Origin of the sequence: Streptodolium elevatio (assembly GCF_040649515.1) — a bacterium.
Taxonomy (GTDB): domain Bacteria; phylum Actinomycetota; class Actinomycetes; order Streptomycetales; family Streptomycetaceae; genus Yinghuangia; species Yinghuangia elevatio.
In genome coordinates this window covers 48,774-73,536 of the sequence record NZ_JBEZFP010000007.1, presented here as the reverse complement: position 1 = coordinate 73,536, position 24,763 = coordinate 48,774, and the positions used below count along the sequence as shown (strand labels likewise).

The window sequence follows — 24,763 nt, the reverse complement described above, 5'->3', positions numbered from 1 at the left end:
GTCGGTCACCCCGCTCGGAGCACGAACTGCCAGTCGTTGCACCGGATCGGATTGCCCGGCGGGTACTCGAAATCGGCCGGGCCGAGCAGCGTGAACCCGGCCTTGCGGCACACCCCGTTCGACGCGGGGTGGTCCACCTTCGGGTACGCGTGCAGCAGCCGGTGCCGCCCGTCCGCCCGCGCGTGGTCCAGCAGCGCGACGACGGCCGCGACGGCGAGGCCGCAGCCCTGGAACGCGGGCAGCACCGCCCAGCCTGCCTCCCACACCGTCGTGCCGAGCCATTCGCGTTCCCAGTAGCCGACCGAGCCGGCGAGCGCCGGACTCCCGCCGCCCTCGGCCCCACTCGCGGCCCCGCCCGGGCCGTCGGCCTGGTCCGCGCGGATGCCGAACATGCGGCCCGCCTCGGTGTCGGCGAGGTCCGCGTACCGGAGGTGCCGCTCGCGCAGCTTGGCCTCGGGCTCGGGGCCGCCCAGGAAGCGCGTCATCTCCGGGGTGTTGCCCGCAACCAGCAGGTCGAAGTACTCCCCGGTGTGCCGCCACTCCTCGAGATGCATGATCATCATCCTGACGTATCGGTCCGACACGGGCAGGCATCGTGGCGAAGGTCGCGCCGAACCGGGACCAAAGTCCGGTATGTGTTGACGACGTGGCGCGCAGTTTCGATCAGTCCGCCATGATCGACCCCGGACCTGCCCTGGACCGATGCGGACCTGTCCGGATCGAGATCCCGGACCGACCCGCACACGGCCTCCCGGCCCGCGCGGGTCCGACCCCTGAGCGAGAGGAGCCCGCCGGATGACGCAGCCGTCGCCGGAGCCGCTGCCGGAGCAGCCGCAGCCGGTGCTGCAGGCGGTGCTGGCACCGCTGACCAACGCCGCGGTCTTCCTGGTCCTGACGGTGGACGAGGGCGGCGAGGAGCAGGTCCGCGACCTCGTCCCGGACATCTCCGGGCTCGTGCGGGCGGTCGGCTTCCGCGCCCCGCAGGACGCGCTCACCTGCATCACCGGCATCGGCTCCGACGCGTGGGACCGCCTGTTCACGGGCCCGCGCCCGGCCGAGCTGCACCCGCTGGAGGAGCGCGTGGGCGCCACGCACCGCGCCCCCTCCACCCCGGGCGACCTCCTCTTCCACATCCGCGCGCAGCGCATGGACCTGTGCTTCGAGCTCGCGACGCACCTGATGAACCGGCTCGCGGGCGCGGTCACCGTACAGGACGAGGTGCACGGCTTCCGCTACTTCGACGACCGCGACCTGCTCGGCTTCGTCGACGGTACGGAGAACCCGGCCGGCTCCCCGGCCCATCGCGCGGCCATCGCCACCCGCACCGCCGAACCGGACTTCGCGGGCGGGAGCTACGTGATCGTGCAGAAGTACCTGCACGACATGGAGTCGTGGAACGCGCTTCCGGTCGAGGCACAGGAGCGCGCGGTCGGCCGGGCCAAGCTGTCCGACATCGAGATGTCCGACGACGTGAAGCCGCCGAACGCGCACATCGCGCTGACCGACATCGACGACGAGGACGGCAACAAGCTGGAGATCGTCCGGTTGAACATGCCGTTCGGGACGCTCGGGCGCGGCGAGTTCGGGACCTACTTCATCGGCTACTGCGCCACCCCGGCGGTCACCGAGCGCATGCTCGACAACATGTTCCTGGGCGACCCGCCCGGGCTGCACGACCGGCTGCTCGACTTCTCGACGGCGGTCACCGGGTCGCTGTACTTCGTGCCGGCGCAGGACTTCCTCGACGACCCGCCGCCCGCACCCGACGGTCGGGAGGCCGGCGCGCACGCCGGCGCGAGCGCCGACCCGGCCCCAGACCCGGCCGCCGACCCGAGCGCCAGGCCGGCCGGCGAACCGAGCACCGACCAGAGCACCGCCTCAGCCGAGACGTCCGACGGTTCACTCCGCATCGGCAGCCTGAAAAGGAGCACGACCCGATGAACAACCTGCACCGCGAACTCGCCCCGATCTCCGACGCCGCATGGGCGGAGATCGAGGACGAGGCCCGCCGCACCTTCACCCTGCACCTGGCCGGACGCCGCGTCGTCGACCTGGCGGGACCGTCCGGGACCGGGCTGGCGGCGGTCGGCACGGGGCATCTGAAGCCGCTCGGTTCGCCCGGCGACGGCGTGCAGGCGTTCAGCCGGGAGGCACGGCACGTCGTCGAGCTCCGGGTGCCGTTCACGCTGGACCGCCAGGCGGTCGACGACGTCCTGCGCGGCTCCGCGGACTCCGACTGGCAGCCGGTCAAGGACGCGGCCCGCACGATGGCCATCGCCGAGGACCGCGCGGTGTTCGAGGGCTGGGCGGACGCGGGCATCACGGGCATCCGTACCGGCGCCGACACTCCCTCGGTGGCTCTGCCGCCGCGTGTCGAGGACTACCCGGACGCGGTGTCGCGCGCCCTCACGGCGCTCCGCCTCGCGGGCGTCGGCGGGCCGTACGCGCTGCTGCTCGGCGCCGACGCGTACACCGCGGTCAACGAGACCTCCAACCACGGCTACCCGGTGCGCGAGCATGTGGCGCGGGTGCTGGCCGGCGGCGAGATCGTGTGGGCGCCGGCGCTGAAGGGCGCCGTACTGCTGTCCACGCGCGGCGGCGACTTCACGCTGCACCTCGGCCAGGACCTGTCGATCGGCTACGAGTCGCACGACGCCGGGTCGGTACGCCTGTACCTCACCGAGTCGCTGACGTTCTCGCTCTACTCGCCGGAGGCGGCCGTCGCCCTGACCGGGGACTGACCGGGAACCGACGGCCCGGGACCGACGGCCGGGGACGAACGTGGGCGGCGTCAGCGCGCGCGAGTTGCGCCACACGGCCGGCGCGCGGCGCCGCACAACACACCGAAGCCCGTCCGCCTGCGAGGGCGAACGGGCTTTCGGCAAAAGGCAATTGACAGGCTGTCAGGGCGCCGTCGGGACGGCGTTCACCGGCCCGCCCCTGCCCCCTTGGACCAGCACCGTTCCCTGTGCGTCGTACGCGCGGATCTCGGTACGCCGACCCTCGGCGACCGCGTAGGCGAACGGTCCGTTGACCGCCCACACACCGTTCCGTACCTCCGCCTCGACGGTCGGACCGCCCGCCGAAGTCACCTCCACACGCGCGATCTCCGGGTCGGCGTAGCCCCAGAAAGTGACCGAGGTCACCGAAGACGGGTCGGTGGGGTCCACCGCCCCCGGCTTCACGGACGGGAACTCGTTCTCCCCGATGCCCGGGTAGGTGTCCGCCGCGCCGCGCTCGTCCAAGTAGAGGTGCACCGGATAGGACCGCTCCGCCTCGCCCGCACACGCCACCGTTCCCGGGCCGTGTGCCTTGCCGATCACGAACGGTGTGAGGCCGCCCGCACCGTCGTCGATCCACGTGGTCAGGATCGGCCGGTACGCCGACGCCTTCTCCGGCGGCCGTCCGACGTGCGGTGGCGGCAGGCTGCCGTCGGTGACCGTTGGGGAGTCCGGCGGGGGCGGCATCAGCGGCGCGGTGGAGGACCCTGAAGGCTTCCCTTCGGGGCTGGAGTTCGCCGGCGGGGCCGACAACGGAGGCGTGGTCGTCCCAGGCGCCGGCTTCGGCTGCGTCGGCAGGCCGCTCGGCGGCGCGGTTCGGATCGGCGACTGCTCGCCGCCCACCGGACCGGGGGCGGGCGTGTTCTTGCCTTGGGCGGCCGCGTTCCTCATGCACGCGGCCAGCGCGTCGCCGGCGACATCGGCGGGCACCGGGTCGCCGACCCGTGCGGACTCGCGCGGTATGCCGGTCTCACCGGGCACGCGATAGCCGGCCGGTCCCGTGCCGTCGGCGCCGTCGGCCCACGGCTCGGCCGCGAGCACGCCGACACCGGAGGCCACGATGACCGCGGCGCCGGCCACGAGCGGCACGAGGACGTGCCGGGACATCCGGGCGTTCTCCGCCTGCGCCTGTTCCGCGCCGAGCACGGCCATGAGCTGGCGGCGGCGGTGGTCGTGGCCGGGGAGGCGGTCGTCGCCGTACGGGCTCATCGCTCCTTCTCCAATTCCTCCGGCACCAGCGTGCCGAGCCGGTTGCGCGCCCGGTGCATCCGGGCCTTGACGGTGCCGATCGGAATTCCCAGCGCGACTGCGGCGGCCTGCTGGTCGAGCCCGCCCCACACGCACAGTTCGACCACGTCCCGCTCGTGGCGCGGAAGCCGCCCGACGGAACGCCGCAGGGCCGCGGCGCGTCGCTCGGCGTCCAGGCGCGTCGCGACGTCCTCGGCGTGGTCGGGTATGTCGGGTGGCGGCGGCACACGTTCCACCAGGGCGCGGTAGCGCTTGAGCGCCCGGCGGCGGTTGGCGAGCGTGTGGTTGGCGGTGCCGAGCAGCCACGGCAGCACGCTCTCGCGGTCGAGGCGGACCTCGCCCCGGCGCCGCCACGCGGCGAGGAAGACGGCGGACGTCAGGTCCTCCGCCTCGCCGTGGTCGCCCATGCGGCGCAGCAGATGCCCGTAGACGGCACCCGCGTGCCGGTCGAAGATCTCCGCGAACGCCAAGCGGTCCCCGGCGGCGACGCCGCGCCACAGGTCCCGGTCCGTGAGGTCTTGCTCCTGATGCGTCATCACATCCCAGGAGTGTCCGGGTCGGCGGATGGGGTTGCCGATTGCCCGGAGGGGATTTCCCGGCCTGCGCGGCGCCCGGCCCGCCCGCCTGTTCGGCGGCCCTCCGTCAGCCCGATGCGGGCACGGCCTCGGCGGCGTTGCCCGCACCGGCCGCGGGACGGTCCGGGTGCAGCGCGGCGTCCACCGAGTCGGCGGCGTCGCGGGCCGCCTCCGCGAAGGCCCGGATCCGGTGGTTCTCGTCGCTCTTGCGCCAGACCAGGGCCCAGGTCACCTGCGGGTCCTCGGCGATGGGCACGTACGCGACGTTCGGTGTCGGGTAGAAGCGCGCGCCGTGCCCGGACGCGTACGAGATCGCCTGTCCGGTGGCGACCGTCGACAGCAGTTCGTGGAACGTCGACACCGACGGCCCGGTCGGGATCGGCCGCCCGGACGGCGTGCGGCGCGGCGCGTGCGCCTCCACCCAGTACTCCGGCATCGCGTTGCCGACCGGCAGCCCCACCACGCGCTCGTCGCCGAGTTCTTCCAGGCCCACGCTCTCGCGCCGGGCGAAGCGGTGCCGCGAGGAGACCGCGAGGATGATCGACTCGCTGCCCACCGACGGCCCGACCGCGAGGTCCGGCTCGTTCACCGGCAGCCACGGCACCGCGATGTCCACTTCGCCGCCGCGCAGCGCGCCGAACGGGTCGCTGAAGTGGATCTCGCGGATCTGCACCTCGCAGTCCGGGTGCCGGGCGCTGAAGGTGTCGAAGATGTCGATCATGAGCTGGCCGTACGAGCCCATCACGCCGAGCCGCAGCACGCCGGCCACGCCGCGGGCCGAGGCCACCGCCCGCGCGAAGCCGTCGTTGATGGCCTGGTGGTGGTCGGCGATGTCGGTGCGGAGCTGGCGGCCCAGCGGGGTCAGCTGCACTCGGCGGCTGGTCCGCTCGAAGAGCGGGGCCCCGACGCGCCGCTCCAGCTTCTGGATGGTCTGGCTGACCCGGGCCCGGGACACCAGGAGCCGGTCGGCGGCCCGTCCGAAGTGCAGTTCATCGGCGACCGCGAGGAAGCTCTCTATCTCGTGCCGCTCCAGCACCCGTGTGCTCCCATCCTCGACGAAGGCCCATGATTGTCGCATCCCGGGCCCGCACACAGCACCGGGGTGACGGGCGGTCGACGCGGCGGCACGCTCTGTGCGGTGCTCACCGTCCGGCGGGTGCCGACGCGGCCGCGATCCGCAGGAGATACCGGTCGTACGCGGACGCCTCGCCCAACCCCGCCCCGAGCGCGCGCAGTCGTGCGGCGTCGATGAAGCCCATGCGGTACGCCACTTCCTCCGGGCAGCTCACGCGCACGCCCCGCTGCTTCTCCAGCAACTGCACGAACCGCGCCGCGTCCAGCAGGCTGTCGTCCGTCCCGGTGTCGAACCATGCCGAGCCGGGGCCGAGGTCGACGAGCCGGGCGCGGCCTTGACGGACGTACCGCAGGTTGAGCTCGGTGATCTCCAGTTCGCCGCGCGCCGACGGGGCGTCACTGGGTTGGCGATGTCGGACTCCCGCACTGGGCCTTTCGAGCAGACTGGCATCAGCCCGGTCCCGGCGCGCGCGGAGCGTAGACCTACGTCAAGGCTTTTGTCTGGCTTGTCGGCATGTTGCGGCTTTCCTGGCGATCGCCTGCCGCTCAGTGGCTATCGTCGTGCCCGTGATCCGCCCCGCGCCGGTGCCGCTGAGCGCCCAACTGGTCCTGTGCACGCATGCCGCGGTCGGCCGCACGGTACGCCGGTTCGCCGCCGCGATCCTCGCCGCGTGGGAGCGCCCGGAACTCATCGACGACACCGAGCTGATCGTCTCCGAACTGGTCGGCAACGTCCTGCGCCATACGGATTCCAGCCATCTCGCGGTGTCGTTGCAGGTGGTGCCGGAGGGCCTGGACGGGGGCACGCTGGTCGGCGCGGTCGCGGACTGCTCGCCGTCGCTGCCCGGCCTGCGCGAGGCCGGCGGGGGAGACGAGGACGGCCGTGGCCTGGCGATCGTCAACCAGGTGGCGAAGGAGTGGGGCACGCGCGCGACGGGCTACGGCAAAGAGGTCTGGTTCAGCCTGGTGGCCGGTCCCATGGCGATGTGATCCCGGTGGCCTGATCCGGTCATCCGGTCATCCGGTCATCCGTGCGACCAGCACCGCGACGTCGTCCTCCGGGTCCGACGGCAGCACCCGCAGCGCGGCGTCGCGCAGCCCCTCCGCGGACGCGCCCTCGGCCACGGCGGCGTCGAGCGTGGCGGCCAGGTCCCGGATCCCGCTGTCGATGTCGTGGCCCCGGCGCTCCACGAGGCCGTCGCTGTAGAGCACCACCGCACCGTCGCATGGCATCTCGCACGACGTCTGCTCGAACCGGATGCCGCCGATCCCCAGCAGCGCGTTCGGCGGACCGTCCAGGATCCGGCCGGGCCGCCCCGGCGCCAGCAGCAGCGGGGGCGGGTGCCCGGCCCGCGACCACGTCAGCGTCCGGCGCGTCCGGTCGAGCACCGCGTAGACGCAGCTGGCCAGTTCGCCGTCCACCGCGAAGTCGTCCATCAGCGAGTCCACATGCGCCAGGAGCGCGGCGGGCGGGATGCCGAGGCGCGCGACCGCCCGTACGGCGACCCGCAGTTGGCCCATCAGCGCGGCCGCCTGGAGGCCATGGCCGGTCACGTCGCCGACCACCAGCGCGACCCGGTCGTCCGCGAGCGGAACCACGTCGTACCAGTCCCCGCCGGCCAGTCGGTCGGAGCGGGCCGGCTGGTACGCGTGCGCGAGCGACAACCCCGCCACCGCCGGGAGATCGCGGGGCAGCAGATGGCGCTGGAGCGTGCGGACCGCGTGGCGCTGCCGCGCGTGCGCCTGCGCGTTGTCGATGGACGCCGCGGCCCGCAGGCCGAGTTCCTCCGCGGTCCGCACGTCGTCCGGCTCGAACGCCGGGCTCCCGTCGACCCGGGAGAACATCGCCGCCCCCAGGGCCCGCCCGCGCGCGATCAGCGGCGCCACGATGCGCGAGTGCATGCCCGCGTCGACCAGGTACGTGCGCAGCGGCGGCGCGTCCGGCGTCACCGGCCCGATGTCGGTGTTGCCGAGCGCCGGTTCGCCCAGGTCGCCCTTGCTGCCGGTGCCGCTCAGCTCGGCGCGCTGGCGGCGCAGTGCCGCGCGTACCTCCGCGGGCACCGGGAACGGCCGCCCGTAGTCCTTCGGCCGCAGGACCGGCAGGCCCGGCCGCAGGGCGGCCGCGACGGTCCGCAGCATGGTCCCGGGCGGGGGATCGAAGCCGTGCTCGGGCAGCACGTTGAGGGGAATCGGGGTGTCGAACAGGCCGACGGCCGCGGCGTCCGCGAACGAGGGCACCGTGACGAGCGGCAACTGCTCGGCGCAGCCGACCACGTCCTGGCTGAAGCCCATCCGCAGCTCGGCCTCGTTGACCAGGGCCAGGCGGGCGCGCACCTGTTCGAGCCGGGTCAGCGCGGCCTGGTCCTCGCTGACGTCGGTCACCGTCGCGCCGATCCCGAGCAGTCCGTCGGGGCCGCGCATCGGCCACATCCCGAATGTGCACATGAACGACGTGTCGGTGGCGCGTACCGTGCCCCGGACGACGCGGTCGGTCTGCGGCTCACCGGCCTCGACCACGTTCAGCAGCGCGGCCAGGAGGTCGGGGTGGCCGAGGGGGCCGTCCAGCGAGTCGGCCGCGCGTCCGCGGAGCTCGTCGACGGGCAGGCCGTGGATCGCGGCGAGGGTGGCGTTGGCGGCCAGTACGCGGCCGGCCGGGTCGAGGATGGCCAGGCCGAAAGGGCACTCGGTGAACATCGGGTCCGCGGCGGCGGTCCGCCACCACACGGACGCGCCGGATGCGTCGGACGTGCCGGCTGTCCCGGCTGTCCCGGCTGTCCCGGCTGTGTCGGGTGAGCCGGACACGCCGGGGGAGCCCCCACCGGGCGCGGCGGCGGCCTCGTCACCGGGCACGGCACCGGTCCCGTCGCCGTGTGGGCCCCGGTCGAGGGGCCGGCATTGCATCCACTCGTGTCCTCAAGGTCGCCATGATCACCGACAAGCCCGCCTCCAGGATCACCCACGTGGCGCGACTCGGCAGGGCGTGCACCGGCGACGCGCACGCGCGGCGGGGCGGCGGCCGCCATTCGGGTGGGCGGCGTACGCCATAAGTGTGGGACCGAAGCCGAGCCACGGGACTTCCCCGCCCGACATCCTGCTCATCCGGGGCCGGGCCGAGCCGGCCTACGACGACGGCATCCCGGCCGACCTGGGCGAAGCTGATCGACTTCGAGGCGACGCCACCGACCGCGGTCGAGGAGCTGGCCCGGGAGCGCGAGGAGCGCCGACGCGGTTCGAGCGCCTGAGCGCCGGAGGGGATGAACGGCAGACCGGTTGTGCGGCGCCCCGGTCGGGCGGCCCTGGTTACGCGGCGGCCCGGTCGGCGCCGGTGGGCGCTCGACCGGGCCGGACGCCTGGTCAGCTCGCGGTCGCGCTCGGCCTCGGCGTACCGATCTTGACTCCCTTGCGGACCGTTTCGATGACCTCCATCGGCGGTGACTTCGGGTCGCCGTCGATGGACGTGTACACGACCGGGTACATCAGTTTGCCGTCGTCGTCGTACGGGTTGTCGATGAAGATGAACTGCAGCGTCGCGGTCCGCAGGTTGCCGCTCGCGTCCGCTTCCTTCTCCTCGACCTCGACGACCAGTACGTGCGCGTCCTTGCCGTCGATCGTGGCGCGTTCGTCCGTGATCGTCTTGGTGGTCGTGTAGTCGTCGCTGTCCTTGACCTGTCCCGTCAGGCGGGTGGTGAGCTCGTCGAAGTCCGTGCCGCGGAACGAGCCCACGTCGATCTCACCGAGGTAGCAGCCGGTCGTGTCGCCCGGGTCCGGCGACGAGGTGTCCCCGGTGCACGGGATCTCGTCCTTGTACTGGTGCGCCTCGGAGCCCGTGTCGGAAAGCTCCTCCCAGCCCTTCATCTTCGGCACGGTGATGCCGGTGGCCGTGTCGCTCAGCGTGCCGTCCGTGGCGGGACCCGGCGGCGGCTGCGGCTTGTCCGTCTGCTGCGAGGTGGCCGTGGTGTTCGTCGGGTCGGCGATCGGGTCCTTCTTGTCGTCGTCGCCGCCGAGCAGGAGCACGAGCGCCGCGACGAGACCGCCCACCACGAGCAGCGCGACGACGCTGATCAGGATCGTGCGGTTGCGGTTGCCGGGATTGCCGCCGGGCGCGCCCATCTGGTGCGGGCCGGGCGGGTACCCGTGGCCTCCCATGCCGCCGGGCCCGGCCGGACCGGGGGCGGGACCGCCGCCGTACGGGCTGTACGGACCGCCCTGCGGTGCGCCGGCGGACATCGTCGGTGCCTGGGCCATGCCGGGGGCCGGGCCGGGCGGGACGGGCGGCGGCGCCACGGGGGCGGGCGACGGCTCCGGGGCGGAGGGGGGCGCGCCGGGGTCGGACGCGGGGCGCGTGGACTCGGTCCACTGCGCGCCGTCCCACCAGCGCTCGTTCCCGGGGCCTGCCGGGTCGTCGTACCAACCTGGAGGTATCGATGAGCTCACGCGGGAAACGTACCCCTCCGACGATGCGCGCACGAGGCTTGATTGCCACGGCTGGTCTGCTATGCGGTGGTTTGTCGAAATAGGTCGGGTAATCGCGGGGAAGTCCCTCGGCGGAACCTGTGGCCGCATATTGGCCATACCGGGCCGGGGCCGTGTCCGCCGCCGCCGGTCAGGCCGGCAACGAGCCCCAACTCCGCGGCGCATGCCACCAGTTCGGACACCAGTTCGGAATCGGGTGCGGCCAACGCGGCCAAGGAGATCGACGCGGTGACCGCGCGATGGGGCCCGACAACCCGCACGGCAACGGCTTCCGGGCGCGGCAGGCCCTGATGATCTGCCCCTGACGCGGCGTCAGGGGAGCGGGCGGCGGCGTGACTGCGTGCCCCGGTGCTCCTCAGGCGCCTGCCAGCGTGAACAGGTCGTCGACGAGCGCCCGCGCGTCGTGGGCCGGGCCGTCGGTTCCGGTGGCCTGCACCGAGGCGTACACGCCTTCCATGACCAGGGCGAGCCGGGCCGCGAACTCTGCGGGGCGAGGTACGCCGGCCTCGTCGGCGAGGTCGGCGAACCGTTGGCGTACCCACGCCTTCGTCGCCCGGGCCGCGCGGTTGGCGGGGTGGTTCGGGTCGGGGGTCTCGGCCAATGCGATGAGGAACGGACAGCCCCGGCACCGGCTCGGGTGCACCTGGTCGACCAGCGCGTCGAACAGCGACAGGACCCGGGTGCGCGCGTCGCGGTCCGCGGGATCGCCGAGCGCGTCCTCGAACCACTGCTGGTAGAACTCTCCGCCGCGCACGACGTACGCGGTGATGAGGTCGTCCTTGGAGGCGAACAGCCGGTAGAGGGTGGTCGGGGCGACGCCGGCCTCCGCCGCGATGCGGTCGACGCCCACCGCGCGGATCCCGTGCCAGTAGAACAACTCGTGCGCGATCTCAAGCACATGTTCGCGTGTCTCGGAAGAACTGCGCCGCACGGATGGACCCCTTGGCTTCGTCGGATTGACCCGACTAGAGTTTAAGCGATTGATAGGGATCGTTCCCTATCGCCTACCCCGGACTGCTCCGCGACGTGACTGCCGTCGGTGAATACCGGAGCAGCATGGCGTTGTCGATGCGAACACGGAACGCAGAGAACGGAGCACACGATGACCGCCGCCCTGGAAGACCGCCTGGCCGTGATCGAGACCTGCACCCGCATGGCGTGGCACGCGGACCATCGCGAGTGGGACCGCCTCAGGGACGTCTTCGCCGACAAGGTGCGGCTGGACTACACGAGCCTCAACGGCGGTGAGGCCGTCGAGCTGGCGGCCGAGGACATCGTGGCCGGCTGGTCCCAGGCGCTCGGCGGGTTCGACGCGACCCAGCACCTGATCACCAATCACCTGGTGGACGTGACGGGCGACTCGGCGGTGTGCACGGCAGCCTTCCAGGCAACCCACCGGCTGGCGAACCCGTTCGGTGCGCCGCTGTGGACCCTGGGCGGCGACTACCGCTTCGACCTCGCGCGTTCCGGCGACGGCTGGCGCATCACCGGCGTCGTCATGACCGCGACGTGGGCGGACGGCAACAAGGATCTCGCCACCCTCGCCGCCGAGGCCGGCTCGCGATGAGCCGGCGAACCGGCGAACCGATCAGCTCTTGAGTTGTCGAGCTGTTGAGCCTCGGACGATTTCGCGACCGCTGAACGACCACCTCGAAGGACAGCCTGTGGAACTGCACGTCGTCCTGCCGAACGAATCCGCCGACCTCGACCCGTCGCTGCTGACCGAACTGGCCGTGCTGGCCGAGGAGTCGGGGTACGGCGGCGTCTGGCTGCCGGACCATCTGCTCCCGCCTGCCGAGTACGGCGGTGCGTACGGGGGCGTCTTCGAGCCGTTGATGACGCTCTCGTACATCGCCGCCGCGACCAGCCGCATCCGGCTCGGCACTTCCGTCCTGCTGCTGGCGCTGCGCAACCCGTTCGTCGTCGCCAAGCAGGTCGCCACGTTGGACCGCCTGTCCGGCGGCCGGTTCACGCTCGGCGTCGGGCTCGGCTGGGACCGCGACGAATTCGCCGCCGTGGGAGCTGAGTTCGCGGACCGGGCGGGGCGTACGGACGAGTCCCTGCGGTTGCTCAGGCACCTGTTCGAGCAGGGCCAAGGGCCTTTCGAGGGAGAGCGCTTCGGGTTCGGGACCGGGGTGTTCGCGCCACGCCCTGGACCGGGTCTGAAGATCATGGTCGGCGGTACCTCGCCGGCCGCGCTCCGCCGCGCGGTCCGGTCGGCGGACGTGTGGCAGAGCCCGCCGGACAAGCCCGCGGCATTCGCCGAACGGGCGTCCGCGCTGCGTGCGGAGGCGGAACGTCCGCTCGAACTGGGCGCCCGAGCCGAGTGGCCCGACGCCACCCGCCCCGTCGAGGACGTCGCCGCCGAGGTACGCGAGTGGGATGCGGCGGGGGCCGACCACCTCGCGATCTGGTTCGGCCCGGCGGACGGCTTCGCCGACCGCATGACGGCGCTGATCCGCGCCACCGAAGCCGGCTGACCTCCGATCAGGCGGCGACGAGATCGGCGAGCCGCCGCGACAGGCGCTCGGCGTGCCGGAACCTCTCGTCGCCGCCGTACAGGTCGTGGTCGATGACGTGCACCCACGGGTCGTCCGGGCGTTCGTCGTCCAAGTCGATGACCCAGTAGTACTGCGTCGACTCGTTGTAGGCGATGACGAAGAACGCGCGGTCGTCCGCGATGGGGTCCCCGTCGACGAGTTGGGGAAACGTCACCTCGTAATCGTCCTCGTCGGTCAGCAGGACGTGGTGCTCCGGCCATGCGACCGACAGGACCGCCTGGACCGCCGAAGGGATGCGGCGCGGTCCCACCGGCGTGTCGACGTTGCGGTCGTCCGGCGCGAACTGCCGGTCGACAACGCCGCCCAGACGTTCGATCTCGCGGAGCACATCCGCATGCGGTGTCTCGAGAACCGAGGTATCCGACATCGACAGTCCCATCCCGTCCGCTCGAACAAGCCGCCGAACAACCTAACTTGGCGATGCGCTCAGTGGACGCCCGGCTACGTTCCGTGGATAGCCGCTCCGCCCGGCTCCTATTGGCGGTGGCCGAAACGCGGTGGGTGGAAGTGCTCAGGGCTCAAGGTCGCGGTGATCGGGCCAGACAAGACAGACGCCGCGCTGCGTACGCTGAGTCAGCGTACGGGCACACTCGGTGGACGATCGGCACGTTGGTTGGGCAGGCTTGACGAGTTGGCGCGAGGGGGCGATCACGCGGGGGCGTGCAGGGGAGGAATCGCCATGACCATCCAAATCGAGCCGGACGACGAGAGCAGGGAATGGGGACGAGAGCCCGATCCGTCGGACAGCTTGCGCACGTTCGGCGCGGTAGTCCAGGCGCTGCGCGAGCATGCGGGGCTCAGCCGCGTGGAGTTCGGGGAGGCCGTGCGGTACTCCAAGCACACGGTCGAGTCGGTGGAACTGGGCCGCCGGATGCCGGACGAGGCGTTCGTCGAGCGGGCGGAGGTGGCGACCGGCAACACCGGAGCGCTGCGGAAGTCGGCCAAGCACATCACCCGGGGCAAGCCGGGACTCGCCGCCTGGTTCCGCCGCTGGGCCAACCTGGAACGCCGCGCGGTGAGCCTGTGCACCTACGAATGCAGGCTGGTTCCGGGGTTGTTGCAGTCGGAGGCGTACGTGAGGGCGGTGTTCGACAACAGCATCCCGTTGCTCACGGACGAACAACTGGAGGCTCAGGCGAAGGCTCGTCTGGATCGCCAAAGGATGCTGTACGAACGCCCGAACGTACCGTTCAGCTTCATCGTCGAGGAAGCGGTGGTGCGGAGCAGGCTCGGCGGTGTGGAGGTGATGCGGGAACAACTGGACCACATCCTGAGCCTCTCGGCGCGGCGCAACGTGACCTTCCAAGTCGTCTCTTTGACTGCCGAAGTACATGCGTGCCTGGACGGTTCGGTGCGGCTCCTTGAGACCCCCGAAGGGCGTCGTCTCGCATACTCCGAAGGGCAGCAGAACGGACGGCTGATCTCTGACCCGAAAGAGGTGCACCTGCTTCACCAGCGCTATGACACACTGCGCTCGCAGGCCCTGAACCCCATCGAATCGCGGGGTCTGCTGGAGCGACTGCGAGGAGAGCTATGAGCACGGCGGATCTCGCTTGGTTCAAGTCCAGCTACAGCGGTACTCAGGGCGATGACTGTGTGGAAATCGCTGTCACCGAACAGGCGGTCCACGTACGGGACTCCAAGGCGGCGACCGGACCGCGGCTTGTTGTCGGGCCGGGCGACTGGGCGGAATTCGTCAGGGTCACCGCTCGCGGTTGACGTGTGGGGCGTCCGGCTCCGTCGGGCCGGTGTGGAGTCGGACGCCCCTGCCGCTGACGTCCCCCGTCACCCCAGCAGCGTCTTCTGGACCTTCCCCATCGCGTTGCGCGGCAGTTCGGTCATGAGCACGACGCGGCGCGGGCGTTTGTGCACCGACAGGGTGCCGGCCACGAAGTCGGTGAGCTCCGCTGCCTCGACGCCTGCGTCCGCGACCACGTACGCCACGACCTCTTGGCCGAGGTCCGCGTGTGGGGCCCCGATCACCGCCGCCTCGCGTACGCCCGGGTGGGCCAGCAGCGCGCCTTCCACCTCGCCCGCACCGATGCGGTAGCCGCCGCTCTTGATGAGGTCGGTGGATGCCCGGCCGACGATGCGGTGGGTGCCGTCCGGGGCGATCGTCGCGACGTCGCCGGTGCGGAACCAGCCGTCCGCCGTGAACGACGCGGAGTCGGCGTCCGGCCGGTTCAGGTAGCCGTCGCTCAACGTCCGGCCGCTGACCTGGAGTTCACCGACGCTCGTGCCGTCGTGCGGGACGGGCCGACCGTGGTCGTCGACCAGCCGGGTTGCAACGCCGGCGACCGGGACCCCTACCGTCCCCGGGACCCGCTCGCCGTCCGCGCGGGTGCTGACCGTGATCAGCGTCTCTGTCATCCCGTACCGCTCGACTGGACGGTGCCCGGTCAGTTCGGCGAGCCGTTCGAACACCGGAACCGGGAGCGGTGCGCTGCCGGACACCAGGAGGCGTGCCCCGGCCAACGCCCGTGCGGAATCCGGGTCTTCGGCGATGCGCCCCCAGACGGTGGGGACCCCGAAGAACAGGGTCCCCCCGGCCTCGGCGGCGGCTTGCGCGTACCGGGTGGGAGTCGGCCGCCCGGTGTGGACGAGCCGCGAACCGGTACGCAGCGCACCGAGCACGCCGAGGACGAGACCGTGCACGTGGAACAGCGGCAGCCCGTGCACGAGTACGTCCTCGGACGTCCACGCCCACGCGTCCGCGAGTGCGTCGACGTCCGCCGCGATGGCCGTGTGCGGGACGAGGACTCCCTTGGGGGCGCCGGTGGTTCCGCTCGTGTAGAGAATGAGGGCGATGGCGTCCGGGGGCGGCACCGCGAACCTCGCGGAGGAGCGCGCGTCGACGTCGATCCGTACGATCTCCGCCGCGACGCCGTTCCACCGCGCCGCGCCGTGCTCCGGGTCGGGGTCCGGGTCGGGGTCGAGCAGCAGCGTGGCGCCGGAGTCGCCGAGGATGTGGTCGCGCTCGCGCGGCCCCGCGTCCGGCGGCAGCGGTACGACCGGCACGCCGGCGACCAGCCCCGCGAGCACCGCGACCACCGTCTCCAGGGACGCGGTCGCCCGTACCGCGACGGCCGGTGCGCCCGCGATGCGTTCCGCGAGTGCCGCCGCCGCGGCGTCGAGGTCGGCACGGCTCAGCGAGCGTCCGTCGATCTCGATCGCCCCGGCGTGGTCCCCGGGGTTGTCGGACGAGCGGTCGGGCGGATCGGCAACGGGGCGCACACGAGTCTCCGGGGGTGCGGGGCCGGAAACAGGTGCGGCCCGTGGAGCGGTGGACAAGCGCCGCTGGGCGCCGCGCCCACAATGCCCGCAGCGGTGTCTTCGGACAACGGGTGCCGAGGATTTGACGAAAGTCGCCAGGGTGATGGCGAGATCGGGCAGTCCTACTCTTCGGGCAGGGCCTCACTGAGCACGCCGCTGCGCTTGAGCGTCCGGATCACCATCGACGTCTCGATCGACTCGGTGTGCCGCACCCACGGGGACCGCGTGACGAACTCGTACAGCGCGGTCCGGTCCGGCACCGTCACGTCGGCCACTATCTGGTGCTCGCCCATCACCGCCGCGACGTACCGGACGAGCGGCGACGAGAGCAGCGCCTCGCCGACCGCCTCGACCTTCGTCGGGCTGGCCTTGACCCACAGGATCGCCTGCACCGGCAGGCCCAGCACCCCAGGGTCGACCACCGCACGGATGTGCAGGGCTCCGGTACGCCGCATCCAGTCCACCCGACGGCGCGCGGTCGGTTCGGACACTCCCGCGATGCGGGCGATCTCCTCGTGCGTACGCCGCCCGTCGGACGCCAGCGCCCGCAGCATCGTGCGCTCCTCTCGGGCCAGTCCGGCCACTCGGTCGTCCGTCGGCAGCGGTGTCATCATCGGGTACTCGCGGACCGCGTCGGCCTCCGCGTCCGTCAGGATCCCCGGTTGCCAGTCGTGCACGGTACGGAAGTAGCGCAGCACCGGCAGGGTCGTGCTCTGCACCAGGCCCGGGATGCCGGGGAGTTCGTCGAGGGTCAGGGTCGCGAGGCGGCCGGTCGGGCACATCACCTCGGCGAGGCAGTCGGCCGTACCCGTGAGCATGTACGCGAACGTCGTGTCGGGGTGCCGGGCAAGAGCGCCCGCCGCGACCCGGGCCGCGGCCTGGAGGCACTGCCCGCGCACCAGCACCGCTCCGCCGCGTACGCCCAACCCCGTGACCACGACGACGCGTTGGTCCAGCAGCCGGGCGCCGTGCCGGGCGACCGTGCGCTCGGGCTCGTCCAGCGCGGCGGCGATCCGCCGCCACGACGCGCGTCCGTCGACTTGGAGCGCTCCGATGATCCGGCGGTCGAGAGCGTCGATGGATCTGTGAAGCGGTTGATTGGACACAGGCCCAGCATGAGACTATTTCCGTCAGCCGTCCAGGTTTCGCTGTCCTAAATCAAAACATCTTGTGCATACCTGCCATCCACCCCAGCATCCCCGATGCTTCTCGGCCGCCTGGCACCCGCTGCGTCCCGTCTCATTTAACCGACCACCTGGAGGATGTTCCGTGCGCTTGGACGTGACGGCAGTGGGCGCTCTCAACGTCGATGTCGTGGTGGACGCCGCCGTCGGCGGAATTGCGCCGACGCCCGACGACCCCACCGCACGGGACTCGGAGGAGTCCGTCGACGCGGCCGGCATGGCCCGCCTGCTGCGGTCCGTGGAAAGCCTCCCGCGCAGCGTGCGGCTCGGCGGCTCGGCCTACAACGCGCTCGTACGCCTGGCCCACACGCGGCCCGACCTCGCGCTCGGGTTCACCGGCGTCGCGGGCGCGCCGCCGTTCGGGGCACGGTCGCACAGCCACGAACTCCGGGCGCTCGGTGTGGACACCGCCGGTATCGCAGCGGTCCCCGAACAGGCCGGGGTTTGCCTCGCGATCGAGGACGGCGACGCGCGCCGACTCCATGTGCACCCGGGCGCGAACCTGCGCATGGCGGCCCACCTGCGCGACAGTTTCGACGCGATCGTGGGCCGGCTCGCGCGGTCGCGCTTCGTGCACGTGACGTCCTTCCTGGACGACACGACACCCACCGAACTGCACCGCGTGCTGCGCGAGGTACGCCGACGCTCCCCGGCGACGGTGATCTGCCTCGATCCCGGGGACGAGTGGTGCGCCCGACCGTCGGCCGATGTGGCCGCCCTGGTCGGGGTCGCGGACTATGTCCTGGTCAACGAGCGGGAGTTCGGGGGGATCGCCGACCTCGCCCGCGGCCCGGTTGTCGTCAAGTGCCCCGACGGCGCGGACATCTGGCTCAGGGGCACTCGTCGCGCGCGCATCGCGCACGCGCGCTTGGCGGCAGGAGACATCCGCAACCCCACCGGGGCCGGCGATGCCTTTGCCGCGGGCCTGCTTGCCGGGTTCTTGACGCCGCCTCAGGACACGTCGCCCTCGGAAGCCTTCGCCAGGGCCGTCGACGGCGGCCGCGACGAGGCTGCCCTTGGGCGCGGCGCACGCCTGGGGCTGCAATTCGCGCGCGAGCACCTGCTTGGGGCGGAGTCCCGACCGGGGAGCTGACAAGGGCCGCGTCGCGCGGGAGCGGCGGAGCGGAACCGTGTCCCGCCCCAGCCGCCCCCGCCAACCCGCGCCGCCCCCGCCGCCGTCCTCTTGCTCCGGCAGGCTTGCGCGGGGTCAGAGTTCCGGCCTGCGGTCCCCGTACAAGGTCGCCTGCTCGAAGGCGTAGCCGGCCTGGAGGACGGTGAAGTCCGCGCGGTGCGCGCCCACGATCTGGACCCCGACCGGCAGGCCGTCCGGGGTGAACCCGCCCGGCACCGACAGCGCCGGACACCCGGTGGCCGACACGTAGTACGCGGACCGCATCCAGTCCAGGTACGAGTGCATCGGCACGTCCGCCACCTCGCGCGGCCACTCCCACTCCACCGGGAACGGCACGAGTTGGCTGACCGGCAGGAGCAGTACGTCGTACCGCTCGAAGAACGCCCGCATGCGGTGGAACAGCGCGCTGTGCAGCTTCTCGGCGCGCGCGATGTCGGCCCCCACCAGCCCGATGCCCTGCCGGATGTTGTCGGCGAGGTCGAACTTGACGGAGTCGGGCTCGCGGGCCAGCACGGCCCCGAGCCCCGCCTCGAACTGCCAGGCGCGGAGCGTACGGAAGACCTCTTCCGCACCGGTGAAGTCCGGGCAGTCCTGGACCACTTCGGCACCCAGTTCGCTGAACACCAGCGCGGCGTCCTCGACCACCGCGGTGACCGCGGGCTCGACCGGCAGCCGCCCGCCGAGGTCCGGCGACCACGCCACCCGCAGTCCGGCCGGGTCGCAGTGCAGCGACTTGCGGAAGGAACTGCCGGGCGTCTCCAGGGAGATCGGCGACCGCGGGTCCGGACCGGCCATCACCGACAGCAGCAGCGCGGTGTCGGCGACGTTGCGTGCCATCGGGCCCTGCACGGCCATGGTCGCCCACGCGGTGTCCTCGGGCCAGGTCGGCACCCGCCCCGGGGACGGGCGGAACCCGACGACGTTGCAGTACGACGCCGGGTTGCGCAGCGAACCGCCCATGTCGCTGCCGTCCGCGAGCGGCTGCATTCCGCAGGCGAGGGCGGCGGCCGCGCCGCCGCTGCTGCCGCCCGCGGACCGGGACAGGTCGTACGGGTTCCGCGTCGCCCCGAACACCGGGTTGAACGTGTGCGAACCCGCTGCGAATTCGGGGACGTTCGTCTTGCCGATGGTGATCGCCCCGGCGGCCCGCATGCGTTCGACGATCAACTCGTCCCGGTCCGGGACGTTGTCGGCGAGCAGCGGCGTGCCGTACGTCGTCAGGATCCCCGCGGTGTCGTGGGTGTCCTTGTGCGCGATCGGCAGGCCGTGCAGCGGCCCGACGTCGGCGCCCCGGGCCAGCCGCTGGTCGGCCTCGTGGGCCTCGGCCAGTGCCTGTTCCGGTACGAGCGTGACGATCGCGTTGACCGCCGGATTGGTGCGTTCGATGCGCGCGAGGTGCGCCTGCACCACCTCGCGCGCGGAGACCTCCCGCGCCGACAACAGCGCGGACAACTCCCGCGCCGTGAAGTCGCACAGACCGTCGTCGGTGCGGGTGATCTCCTCTGATGGTGCTTCAGCCACAGATCACGTCCATGAGCTTGGGGAACGACTGGTGCAGGTGGTGCTGCCAGTACGGCATCGTGTGCGTCCCGGCACCCAGGCGCGCGGTGATCCGCAGGCCGGCCCGGCGGCCCGCCGCCACGAAGTCGTTCGACATCGGACCGAAGATCGCCTCCATCGGGTCGAACTTCGTCCCCGGCGGGTCCAAGGGCCCGGGGTTCCCGTCTCCTCCCGACACATACAGCGGCAGTCCGCGAAGGCGCCAGACCTGGTCGGTGGGATTGTTGGCGGCCCAGATCATCGGCTGCTTCCGCGGGTCGCCCCACAGCGCGAGCGGGTCGGCGCCGTAGGCCCGGATGAACTCGGCCTGCGAGTCGGCGAAGTTGGCGTCGCCGTACGGTCCGCCCGCGATCACGCGCGGCGCCCTGGTGTTGAGCACGCCGCTGTACGACGCGGCCATGCGGAACATGCCGGGCCGCGCGGCGGCGTACTTCACCGCGCCCTGCCCGCCCATCGACAGGCCGGCGACGGCCCGCACCGGCGCGGCGGCCGAAGCTCCGGCCGCCCAGCGCCGGTTGACTCGTCTCATGGATTCCCCTCCACGGAAACACGCCGGTCCGCCCGCACGGCGGGCGCCGGGTGGTGCGAAGACCTGTTGTGCCGACAGGATCAAGGCGGGTGGGTCGGGGAGTGCCGAGCTGCCGGAAACGTGCGGGGTCCGGGGGCTCACGCCGAATTCGCCCGCCGTCCGGTGCGGTTGGCGTGGCGCGTGTGCCGTGGCGGTCACCGCGGGGTTTCGGTGCGGTTGACGGTGCCGGTCGCCGCGTCGCCGACCGGGTGCCGGATTCCTGAGGGCCGGTCCGGCCGGGCCGGCCGCGTGTCCGGGGCGGGGGTGTCGGCGGGGCGTACGGCGGTCTCCGTGGCGTCCCATACGGTGAGCGGCACGTGCCGCACCGCGAACCCGCGTTCGTCGAGCACCCGGCCCATCTGCTTCGCGGTGCCGACCGTCACGGACCGGTCGACCACCCTGATGTCCGGGAAGCGGCCATGGAGTTCGACCTCCAGCCGGGGGACGTCGGAGACCTGCCGCAGCCAGACGCCGAGGAAGAGGTTGGCGTGTCCGGCGACCGCCGCGACGACGCGCACCTCCGGGTACGCCGCCAGTTGCCGGGCCGCCGCGTCGAGCGCCGTGGGCGGTACGCGCAGCCACAACGAGGCGCGGATCGGCCAGCCGGAGATCGGTTGGGCGACCTCGCAGCGCAGCCGTACCAGGTCGGCGGAGGCCAGGCGTTGCAGCCGGCGGGCCACGGTGGTGGTGCTGGTCCCGGTGGCGGCGGCGAGGTCGGTGTGGGAGGCGCGGCCGTCCGCGGACAGGGCCACGATCAACTCCGGGTCCGAGGGCGCCAGGCACGCCGCTGTGGGGCGCGGGCGGGGGAGTGCGGCGAGGGCGGCGCGTTGGGCGGCGTCCAGTGCGCGCAGGCGCCAGCCCCCGGCCTCGGTGTAGAGGCGCGTCACCAGATGGGTGCGCGTTGCCAGCACCCCGGCGATCCCGGTGAAGCGGTGCTGCACGTAGGAGAGGAGGTCGGGCATGCGCGCGGCCATGACGGAGACCAGGAGGTCGTGGCCCCCGGTGACGCGTTCCACCGAGACGGCGTGCGGGTCGTCCGCCAGTTGGGCCGCGACGTCGTGCAACGCCCCGCGGGCGGTGTCGACTTCGATGAGCGCCAGGCCGCCGTCGGTGTCGGCCAGGTGCCCCATGCGGGGGTAGCACGTGACCCAGGCGCGGCCGCCGCGCACCAGGCGGCGCCAGCGGCGGGCGAGCGTGACCGCGTCGACCCGCAGGATCGGCGCCAGTTCGGTCCAGGTGGCGCGCGGGCGCAATTGGAGTGCGTTGACGAGGACGAGGTCGAGTTCGTCGACATCGCCGTGGCCGCGGGCGGCTTCGTCGGCACCGGTCCGCGCGGTGCGGGAATGTTCCATGGCTTCCCCCCGGATCGTGGGATTCCTGCACGTGGCGACTTGCCCGATCTCAGCAAAGCGTGTCCGGGAGGGTGATCTCCAGGCCATCGGAGTGGCCGATTCCGTCACCTGGGGCACGCCCGGTGACCAGCGCGAACGCGGCCGGGCGGAGTGCGGTGCCGGCGTCGGGCGGTAGGCCCCGACCGAACGGTTGTCCGACGGAGCGGAATGAAACAACCCGGTTAACTCGGCTCCGGGGCCTTGCACGACGGAGATAGTACGTGTTCGGATTATCTCCGTCGGGCGGTCCGCCACCCGACGGAAGTTCGTCGGCCGAGCCCTGCCCGAGGGCCCGCTCGGCCTGCCCACCCGCCACGGATCCCCGCCGCACCCGCCGACGTACCGCCGAATCCCGGCGACCCGGCGCGGCGTCCGGCACCCGACCCGAGTCTTGGAGCGGCACCGTGTTCGATTTGTCCGCAGCGGACCTGCTCGACGCGTTCACCCGCGAGCTGCAGCTGTGCAAGCTGACGCCCGGCGAGCACGTCGTCGTGCTCGCCGAGCCCGCCAGCCGGGGCGACTACGTCGCCGCCGCATTCGGCGCCGCGAAAGCCTGCGGCGCGCACGTCATCGCCGCCACCGTCCCGGGTGGCAGCCCGGCACCGATGCCGAGCACGCACACCGGGGCCGGCCCCGGACTCTCCTCCGTGCTGGCGGACCGCGCCGCACAGGACCTGCTCAAGTCGGCGGACCTGGTGGTCGACCTGACGCAGGAAGGCTTCATCCACGCCCCGGTGCAGCAGGAGATCCTGCGCTCGGGCACCCGCATCATCTTCGTCTGCGACGCACCGGACGTCCTGATCCGCAACCTCCCCAAGGAGTCGGACAAGGCCGACGTGCTCAAGGGCGTCGACCTGCTCAGGTCCGCGTCGACGATGCTCGTGAGGTCCGCCGCGGGCACCGAACTCGACGTGCAACTCGCGGGCGCCAAACCAGAGTTCCAGTGCGGCTTCGCCGACGACCCGGGGCGCTGGGACCACTGGCCCAGCACCATGGTCCTGTGCTGGCCGGAGATCAGCAACGGCCGTATCGTGCTCGCCCCCGGCGACATCCTGCTGCCGTTCAAGGAGTACGTCCACGACCCGGTCACCCTGACGGTCGTCGACGGGCACATCGAGGACGTCTCCGGCGGCGCCGAGGCGCACATGCTCGCGACCTTCTTCGAGGACGCCGACGACCGGTGGGCCCGCAGCCTCTCCCACATGGGCTGGGGACTCATGCGCACCGCCGACTGGTTCGCCACCGCCATGTACGGCAAGGGCGACCTCATGGGCATGGACGCCCGCGCGTTCGCCGGGAACTTCCTGTGGTCCACCGGGCCGCACCCGGTGCTCGGCCGCGAGTCGTACGCCCACCTCGACATCGCGATGCGCGGCTGCACGGTGTCGGTCGACGGCACCGACGTCGTGGTCGCCGGGCGCCTGCCCGCCTGAACGCCCGTAACCCCGCCGGCGGATCCCTCCGACGATCCGCCCGCAGCTCCTCTCCTACCTCATCTCCCGCACCTCCCAAGGAGACAAGAGACCGTGGCCTCGACCCCGTCGCTCACCCAGTCGTTCGAAGTCACCGTCGTCGGCGGCGGACTCGGCGGGCTGACCGCCGCGTTGGCGCTGCGTCAGCGCGGAGTGCGGGTGACCGTACTGGAACAGGCGTCGGAGCTCGGTGAGATCGGCGCGGGCATCCAGACCGCGCCGAACGCCAGCCGCATCCTGCTCGGCCTCGGCCTGCGCGCGCAGCTGGCGGCGATCCGCACCGAACCCCTCGACCAGGTGCGCAGGCGCTGGAAGGACGGCAGCGTCATCGGGCTCACCCCGCTCGGTGAGTTCTGCAAGCGGAACTACAACGCGCCTTACTGGCACTACCACCGCGCCGACCTGCACCGCGTGATCCTCAACGCCTGCGTCGACCCGAACGGCCCCGGCCCGGTGGTGGTGGTGCGCACCGACAGCAAGGTCACCGGTCTCGACCGCACCGACCCCGCCCGCCCGGTCGCCGTCACCGCGGACGGCACCCGGTACGCCGGCGACGTCCTCATCGGCGCCGACGGCATCCGCTCCGCGGTCCGGGACCTCATGGGCGCCCCCGACACCCTGGAGTTCTCCGGGGAGATGGCGTTCCGTGCGCTCATCCCCGGAGACCTGGTCGCCGCCGACCCGGCCACCCGGTGGCTCGTCGACCGCTACCAGAGCACCATTTGGTACGGCCCCGACCGCCATCTCGTGCACTACATGATCCGCCAGGGCGAGTTCCTCAACGTCGTGGGCTGTGTGCCCTGCACCGACGAGGTCGCCGAGAAGTGGACCGTCGCGTCCAGCGCCGAAGCCCTCGTCGAGGCATTCGCCGGATGGGACGACCGGGTCCCGGCGATGCTCTCCAAGGCCAAGGAGGACGTCGCGTGCTTCGCCCTGTACCACCGGCGCCGCGACCCGGTATGGATGGACGGCCACGTCGCGCTGCTCGGCGACTCGTGCCACGCGATGCTGCCCTACCAGGCGCAGGGCGCGTCCCAGGCGATGGAGGACGCGGCAGTGCTGGCCGAGGAGTTGGGCCGGGTGACCGGGGCCGGCATCGAGGGCGCGCTGCGCCGGTACGTCGACCGCCGCGCCAAGCACGCCGGCATGGTGCAGGAGGCGTCCGTCCGCAACATGGCCTTCTACCACCTGCCCGACGGGCCGGAGCAGGAGGCGCGCGACGAGCTGCTGCGGCGGGGCTTCACCGGCGAGTCGGACGTCTCGTACGACTGGCTGTGGTCCGGCACGCCGCTCGACGACCCCGATCTGGGCGCCTTCGCCTACCAGTTCGCCCGGTGAGCGTGCGGTACCCGGTGCTGAATCGAGCAATCAGCGAGGAAGCCGCCCCGAACGCAACCCGTCCTGACACCGAAGACCCGCGCACCCAAGACCCGCGCACCCAGGACCCGCGCACCCAGGACCCGCGCACCCAG

Annotated in this window: 24 protein-coding genes and 1 pseudogene; 10 read left to right on the top strand and 15 right to left on the bottom strand. The window is 72.3% G+C overall.

All coding sequences use genetic code 11. The features are described from left to right. Nucleotides 1–5 precede the first annotated feature (5 nt). Complete coding sequence (locus AB0C36_RS04460) at nt 6–554, bottom strand: GNAT family N-acetyltransferase (RefSeq protein ID WP_358349064.1); 549 nt, start codon at nt 552–554, stop codon at nt 6–8. A 241-nt stretch (nt 555–795) separates the two neighbouring features. Between AB0C36_RS04460 and AB0C36_RS04455 the strand changes: the two genes are divergently transcribed. Both AB0C36_RS04455 and AB0C36_RS04450 read left to right on the top strand, forming a co-directional pair. Further along, nucleotides 796–1,941 (top strand): Dyp-type peroxidase, encoded by a 1,146-nt coding sequence (locus AB0C36_RS04455; RefSeq protein ID WP_358349061.1) that lies wholly within the window; start codon nt 796–798, stop codon nt 1,939–1,941. Then, nucleotides 1,938–2,741 (top strand): family 1 encapsulin nanocompartment shell protein, encoded by an 804-nt coding sequence (locus AB0C36_RS04450; protein WP_358349058.1) that lies wholly within the window; start codon nt 1,938–1,940, stop codon nt 2,739–2,741. Before AB0C36_RS04455 ends, AB0C36_RS04450 begins: the two co-directional genes overlap by 4 nt. 162 nt (nt 2,742–2,903) lie before the next feature. Here AB0C36_RS04450 and AB0C36_RS04445 read toward each other — a convergent pair whose 3' ends face one another. From AB0C36_RS04445 to AB0C36_RS43185, 5 genes and pseudogenes are all read right to left on the bottom strand, one after another. Next, nucleotides 2,904–3,989, bottom strand: coding sequence for a hypothetical protein (locus AB0C36_RS04445; protein WP_358349055.1), 1,086 nt, complete (start codon nt 3,987–3,989; stop codon nt 2,904–2,906). After that, nucleotides 3,986–4,564 carry an RNA polymerase sigma factor gene (locus AB0C36_RS04440; RefSeq protein WP_358349205.1) on the bottom strand — a complete coding sequence of 193 codons (579 nt, stop codon included), beginning with the start codon at nt 4,562–4,564 and terminating at the stop codon, nt 3,986–3,988. The genes AB0C36_RS04445 and AB0C36_RS04440 overlap by 4 nt, the downstream gene beginning before the upstream one ends. A 106-nt stretch (nt 4,565–4,670) precedes the next feature. Next, entirely contained in the window at nt 4,671–5,639 is a 969-nt protein-coding gene (locus tag AB0C36_RS04435) for a LysR family transcriptional regulator (RefSeq protein WP_358349052.1), read from the bottom strand. Between the two features lie 106 nt (nt 5,640–5,745). Continuing rightward, complete coding sequence (locus tag AB0C36_RS04430; protein WP_358349049.1) at nt 5,746–5,925, bottom strand: hypothetical protein; 180 nt, start codon at nt 5,923–5,925, stop codon at nt 5,746–5,748. Nucleotides 5,926–5,934: 9 nt separating this feature from the next. Beyond that, nucleotides 5,935–6,120, bottom strand: a pseudogene (locus AB0C36_RS43185) (sugar phosphate nucleotidyltransferase); the annotation flags it as partial. 124 nt (nt 6,121–6,244) lie between these two features. Between AB0C36_RS43185 and AB0C36_RS04420 the strand changes: the two are divergent. Next, entirely contained in the window at nt 6,245–6,667 is a 423-nt protein-coding gene (locus tag AB0C36_RS04420; RefSeq protein ID WP_358349046.1) for an ATP-binding protein, read from the top strand. Between the two features lie 27 nt (nt 6,668–6,694). Here AB0C36_RS04420 and AB0C36_RS04415 read toward each other — a convergent pair whose 3' ends face one another. From AB0C36_RS04415 to AB0C36_RS04405, 3 genes are all read right to left on the bottom strand, one after another. Continuing rightward, complete coding sequence (locus AB0C36_RS04415) at nt 6,695–8,527, bottom strand: SpoIIE family protein phosphatase (RefSeq protein ID WP_358349043.1); 1,833 nt, start codon at nt 8,525–8,527, stop codon at nt 6,695–6,697. A gap of 504 nt (nt 8,528–9,031) precedes the next feature. Beyond that, a complete protein-coding gene (locus AB0C36_RS04410) occupies nt 9,032–10,111 on the bottom strand; it encodes a DUF2510 domain-containing protein (protein ID WP_358349040.1) in 1,080 nt (359 codons plus the stop codon). Nucleotides 10,112–10,505: 394 nt separating this feature from the next. Next, complete coding sequence (locus AB0C36_RS04405) at nt 10,506–11,048, bottom strand: TetR/AcrR family transcriptional regulator (protein ID WP_358349037.1); 543 nt, start codon at nt 11,046–11,048, stop codon at nt 10,506–10,508. Between the two features lie 204 nt (nt 11,049–11,252). On the opposite strand from AB0C36_RS04405, the gene AB0C36_RS04400 reads away from it, so the two are divergent. Together AB0C36_RS04400 and AB0C36_RS04395 are read left to right on the top strand one after the other, a co-directional pair. Then, on the top strand, nt 11,253–11,717 hold the full coding sequence (locus AB0C36_RS04400) for a nuclear transport factor 2 family protein (RefSeq protein ID WP_358349034.1): 465 nt from the start codon (nt 11,253–11,255) through the stop codon (nt 11,715–11,717). A 97-nt stretch (nt 11,718–11,814) separates the two neighbouring features. After that, entirely contained in the window at nt 11,815–12,630 is an 816-nt protein-coding gene (locus AB0C36_RS04395) for a TIGR03619 family F420-dependent LLM class oxidoreductase (protein WP_358349032.1), read from the top strand. 7 nt (nt 12,631–12,637) lie between these two features. Here the strand turns inward: AB0C36_RS04395 and AB0C36_RS04390 are convergent, their stop codons facing one another. Further along, nucleotides 12,638–13,078, bottom strand: coding sequence for a hypothetical protein (locus AB0C36_RS04390; protein WP_358349029.1), 441 nt, complete (start codon nt 13,076–13,078; stop codon nt 12,638–12,640). Nucleotides 13,079–13,390: 312 nt separating this feature from the next. Between AB0C36_RS04390 and AB0C36_RS04385 the strand changes: the two genes are divergently transcribed. Then, entirely contained in the window at nt 13,391–14,248 is an 858-nt protein-coding gene (locus AB0C36_RS04385) for a helix-turn-helix domain-containing protein (protein ID WP_358349027.1), read from the top strand. Further along, nucleotides 14,245–14,430, top strand: a complete 186-nt coding sequence (locus tag AB0C36_RS04380; RefSeq protein ID WP_358349024.1) for a DUF397 domain-containing protein — start codon at nt 14,245–14,247, stop codon at nt 14,428–14,430. The genes AB0C36_RS04385 and AB0C36_RS04380 overlap by 4 nt, the downstream gene beginning before the upstream one ends. Nucleotides 14,431–14,496: 66 nt before the next feature. On the opposite strand, the gene AB0C36_RS04375 is transcribed toward AB0C36_RS04380, so the two are convergent. Then, nucleotides 14,497–15,945 carry an acyl-CoA synthetase gene (locus AB0C36_RS04375; protein WP_358349021.1) on the bottom strand — a complete coding sequence of 483 codons (1,449 nt, stop codon included), beginning with the start codon at nt 15,943–15,945 and terminating at the stop codon, nt 14,497–14,499. Nucleotides 15,946–16,106: 161 nt separating this feature from the next. Continuing rightward, entirely contained in the window at nt 16,107–17,090 is a 984-nt protein-coding gene (locus AB0C36_RS04370) for an Lrp/AsnC family transcriptional regulator (protein WP_358349019.1), read from the bottom strand. 163 nt (nt 17,091–17,253) lie between these two features. Here AB0C36_RS04370 and AB0C36_RS04365 point away from each other — a divergent pair, with 163 nt between their 5' ends. Continuing rightward, on the top strand, nt 17,254–18,261 hold the full coding sequence (locus tag AB0C36_RS04365; protein WP_358349016.1) for a PfkB family carbohydrate kinase: 1,008 nt from the start codon (nt 17,254–17,256) through the stop codon (nt 18,259–18,261). Between the two features lie 114 nt (nt 18,262–18,375). On the opposite strand, the gene AB0C36_RS04360 is transcribed toward AB0C36_RS04365, so the two are convergent. From AB0C36_RS04360 to AB0C36_RS04350, 3 genes are all read right to left on the bottom strand, one after another. After that, nucleotides 18,376–19,821 carry an amidase gene (locus tag AB0C36_RS04360; RefSeq protein ID WP_358349013.1) on the bottom strand — a complete coding sequence of 482 codons (1,446 nt, stop codon included), beginning with the start codon at nt 19,819–19,821 and terminating at the stop codon, nt 18,376–18,378. Continuing rightward, nucleotides 19,814–20,389: an alpha/beta hydrolase-fold protein gene (locus AB0C36_RS04355; RefSeq protein WP_358349010.1), complete on the bottom strand. Its 576-nt coding sequence runs from the start codon at nt 20,387–20,389 to the stop codon at nt 19,814–19,816. The genes AB0C36_RS04360 and AB0C36_RS04355 overlap by 8 nt, the downstream gene beginning before the upstream one ends. Nucleotides 20,390–20,583: 194 nt before the next feature. After that, on the bottom strand, nt 20,584–21,780 hold the full coding sequence (locus AB0C36_RS04350) for an Lrp/AsnC family transcriptional regulator (protein ID WP_358349007.1): 1,197 nt from the start codon (nt 21,778–21,780) through the stop codon (nt 20,584–20,586). Nucleotides 21,781–22,223: 443 nt separating this feature from the next. Here AB0C36_RS04350 and AB0C36_RS04345 point away from each other — a divergent pair, with 443 nt between their 5' ends. Further along, nucleotides 22,224–23,252: a 2,5-dihydroxypyridine 5,6-dioxygenase NicX family protein gene (locus tag AB0C36_RS04345; protein ID WP_358349005.1), complete on the top strand. Its 1,029-nt coding sequence runs from the start codon at nt 22,224–22,226 to the stop codon at nt 23,250–23,252. Between the two features lie 93 nt (nt 23,253–23,345). Next, nucleotides 23,346–24,629, top strand: a complete 1,284-nt coding sequence (locus AB0C36_RS04340; protein WP_358349003.1) for an FAD-dependent monooxygenase — start codon at nt 23,346–23,348, stop codon at nt 24,627–24,629. Nucleotides 24,630–24,763: the final 134 nt, after the last annotated feature.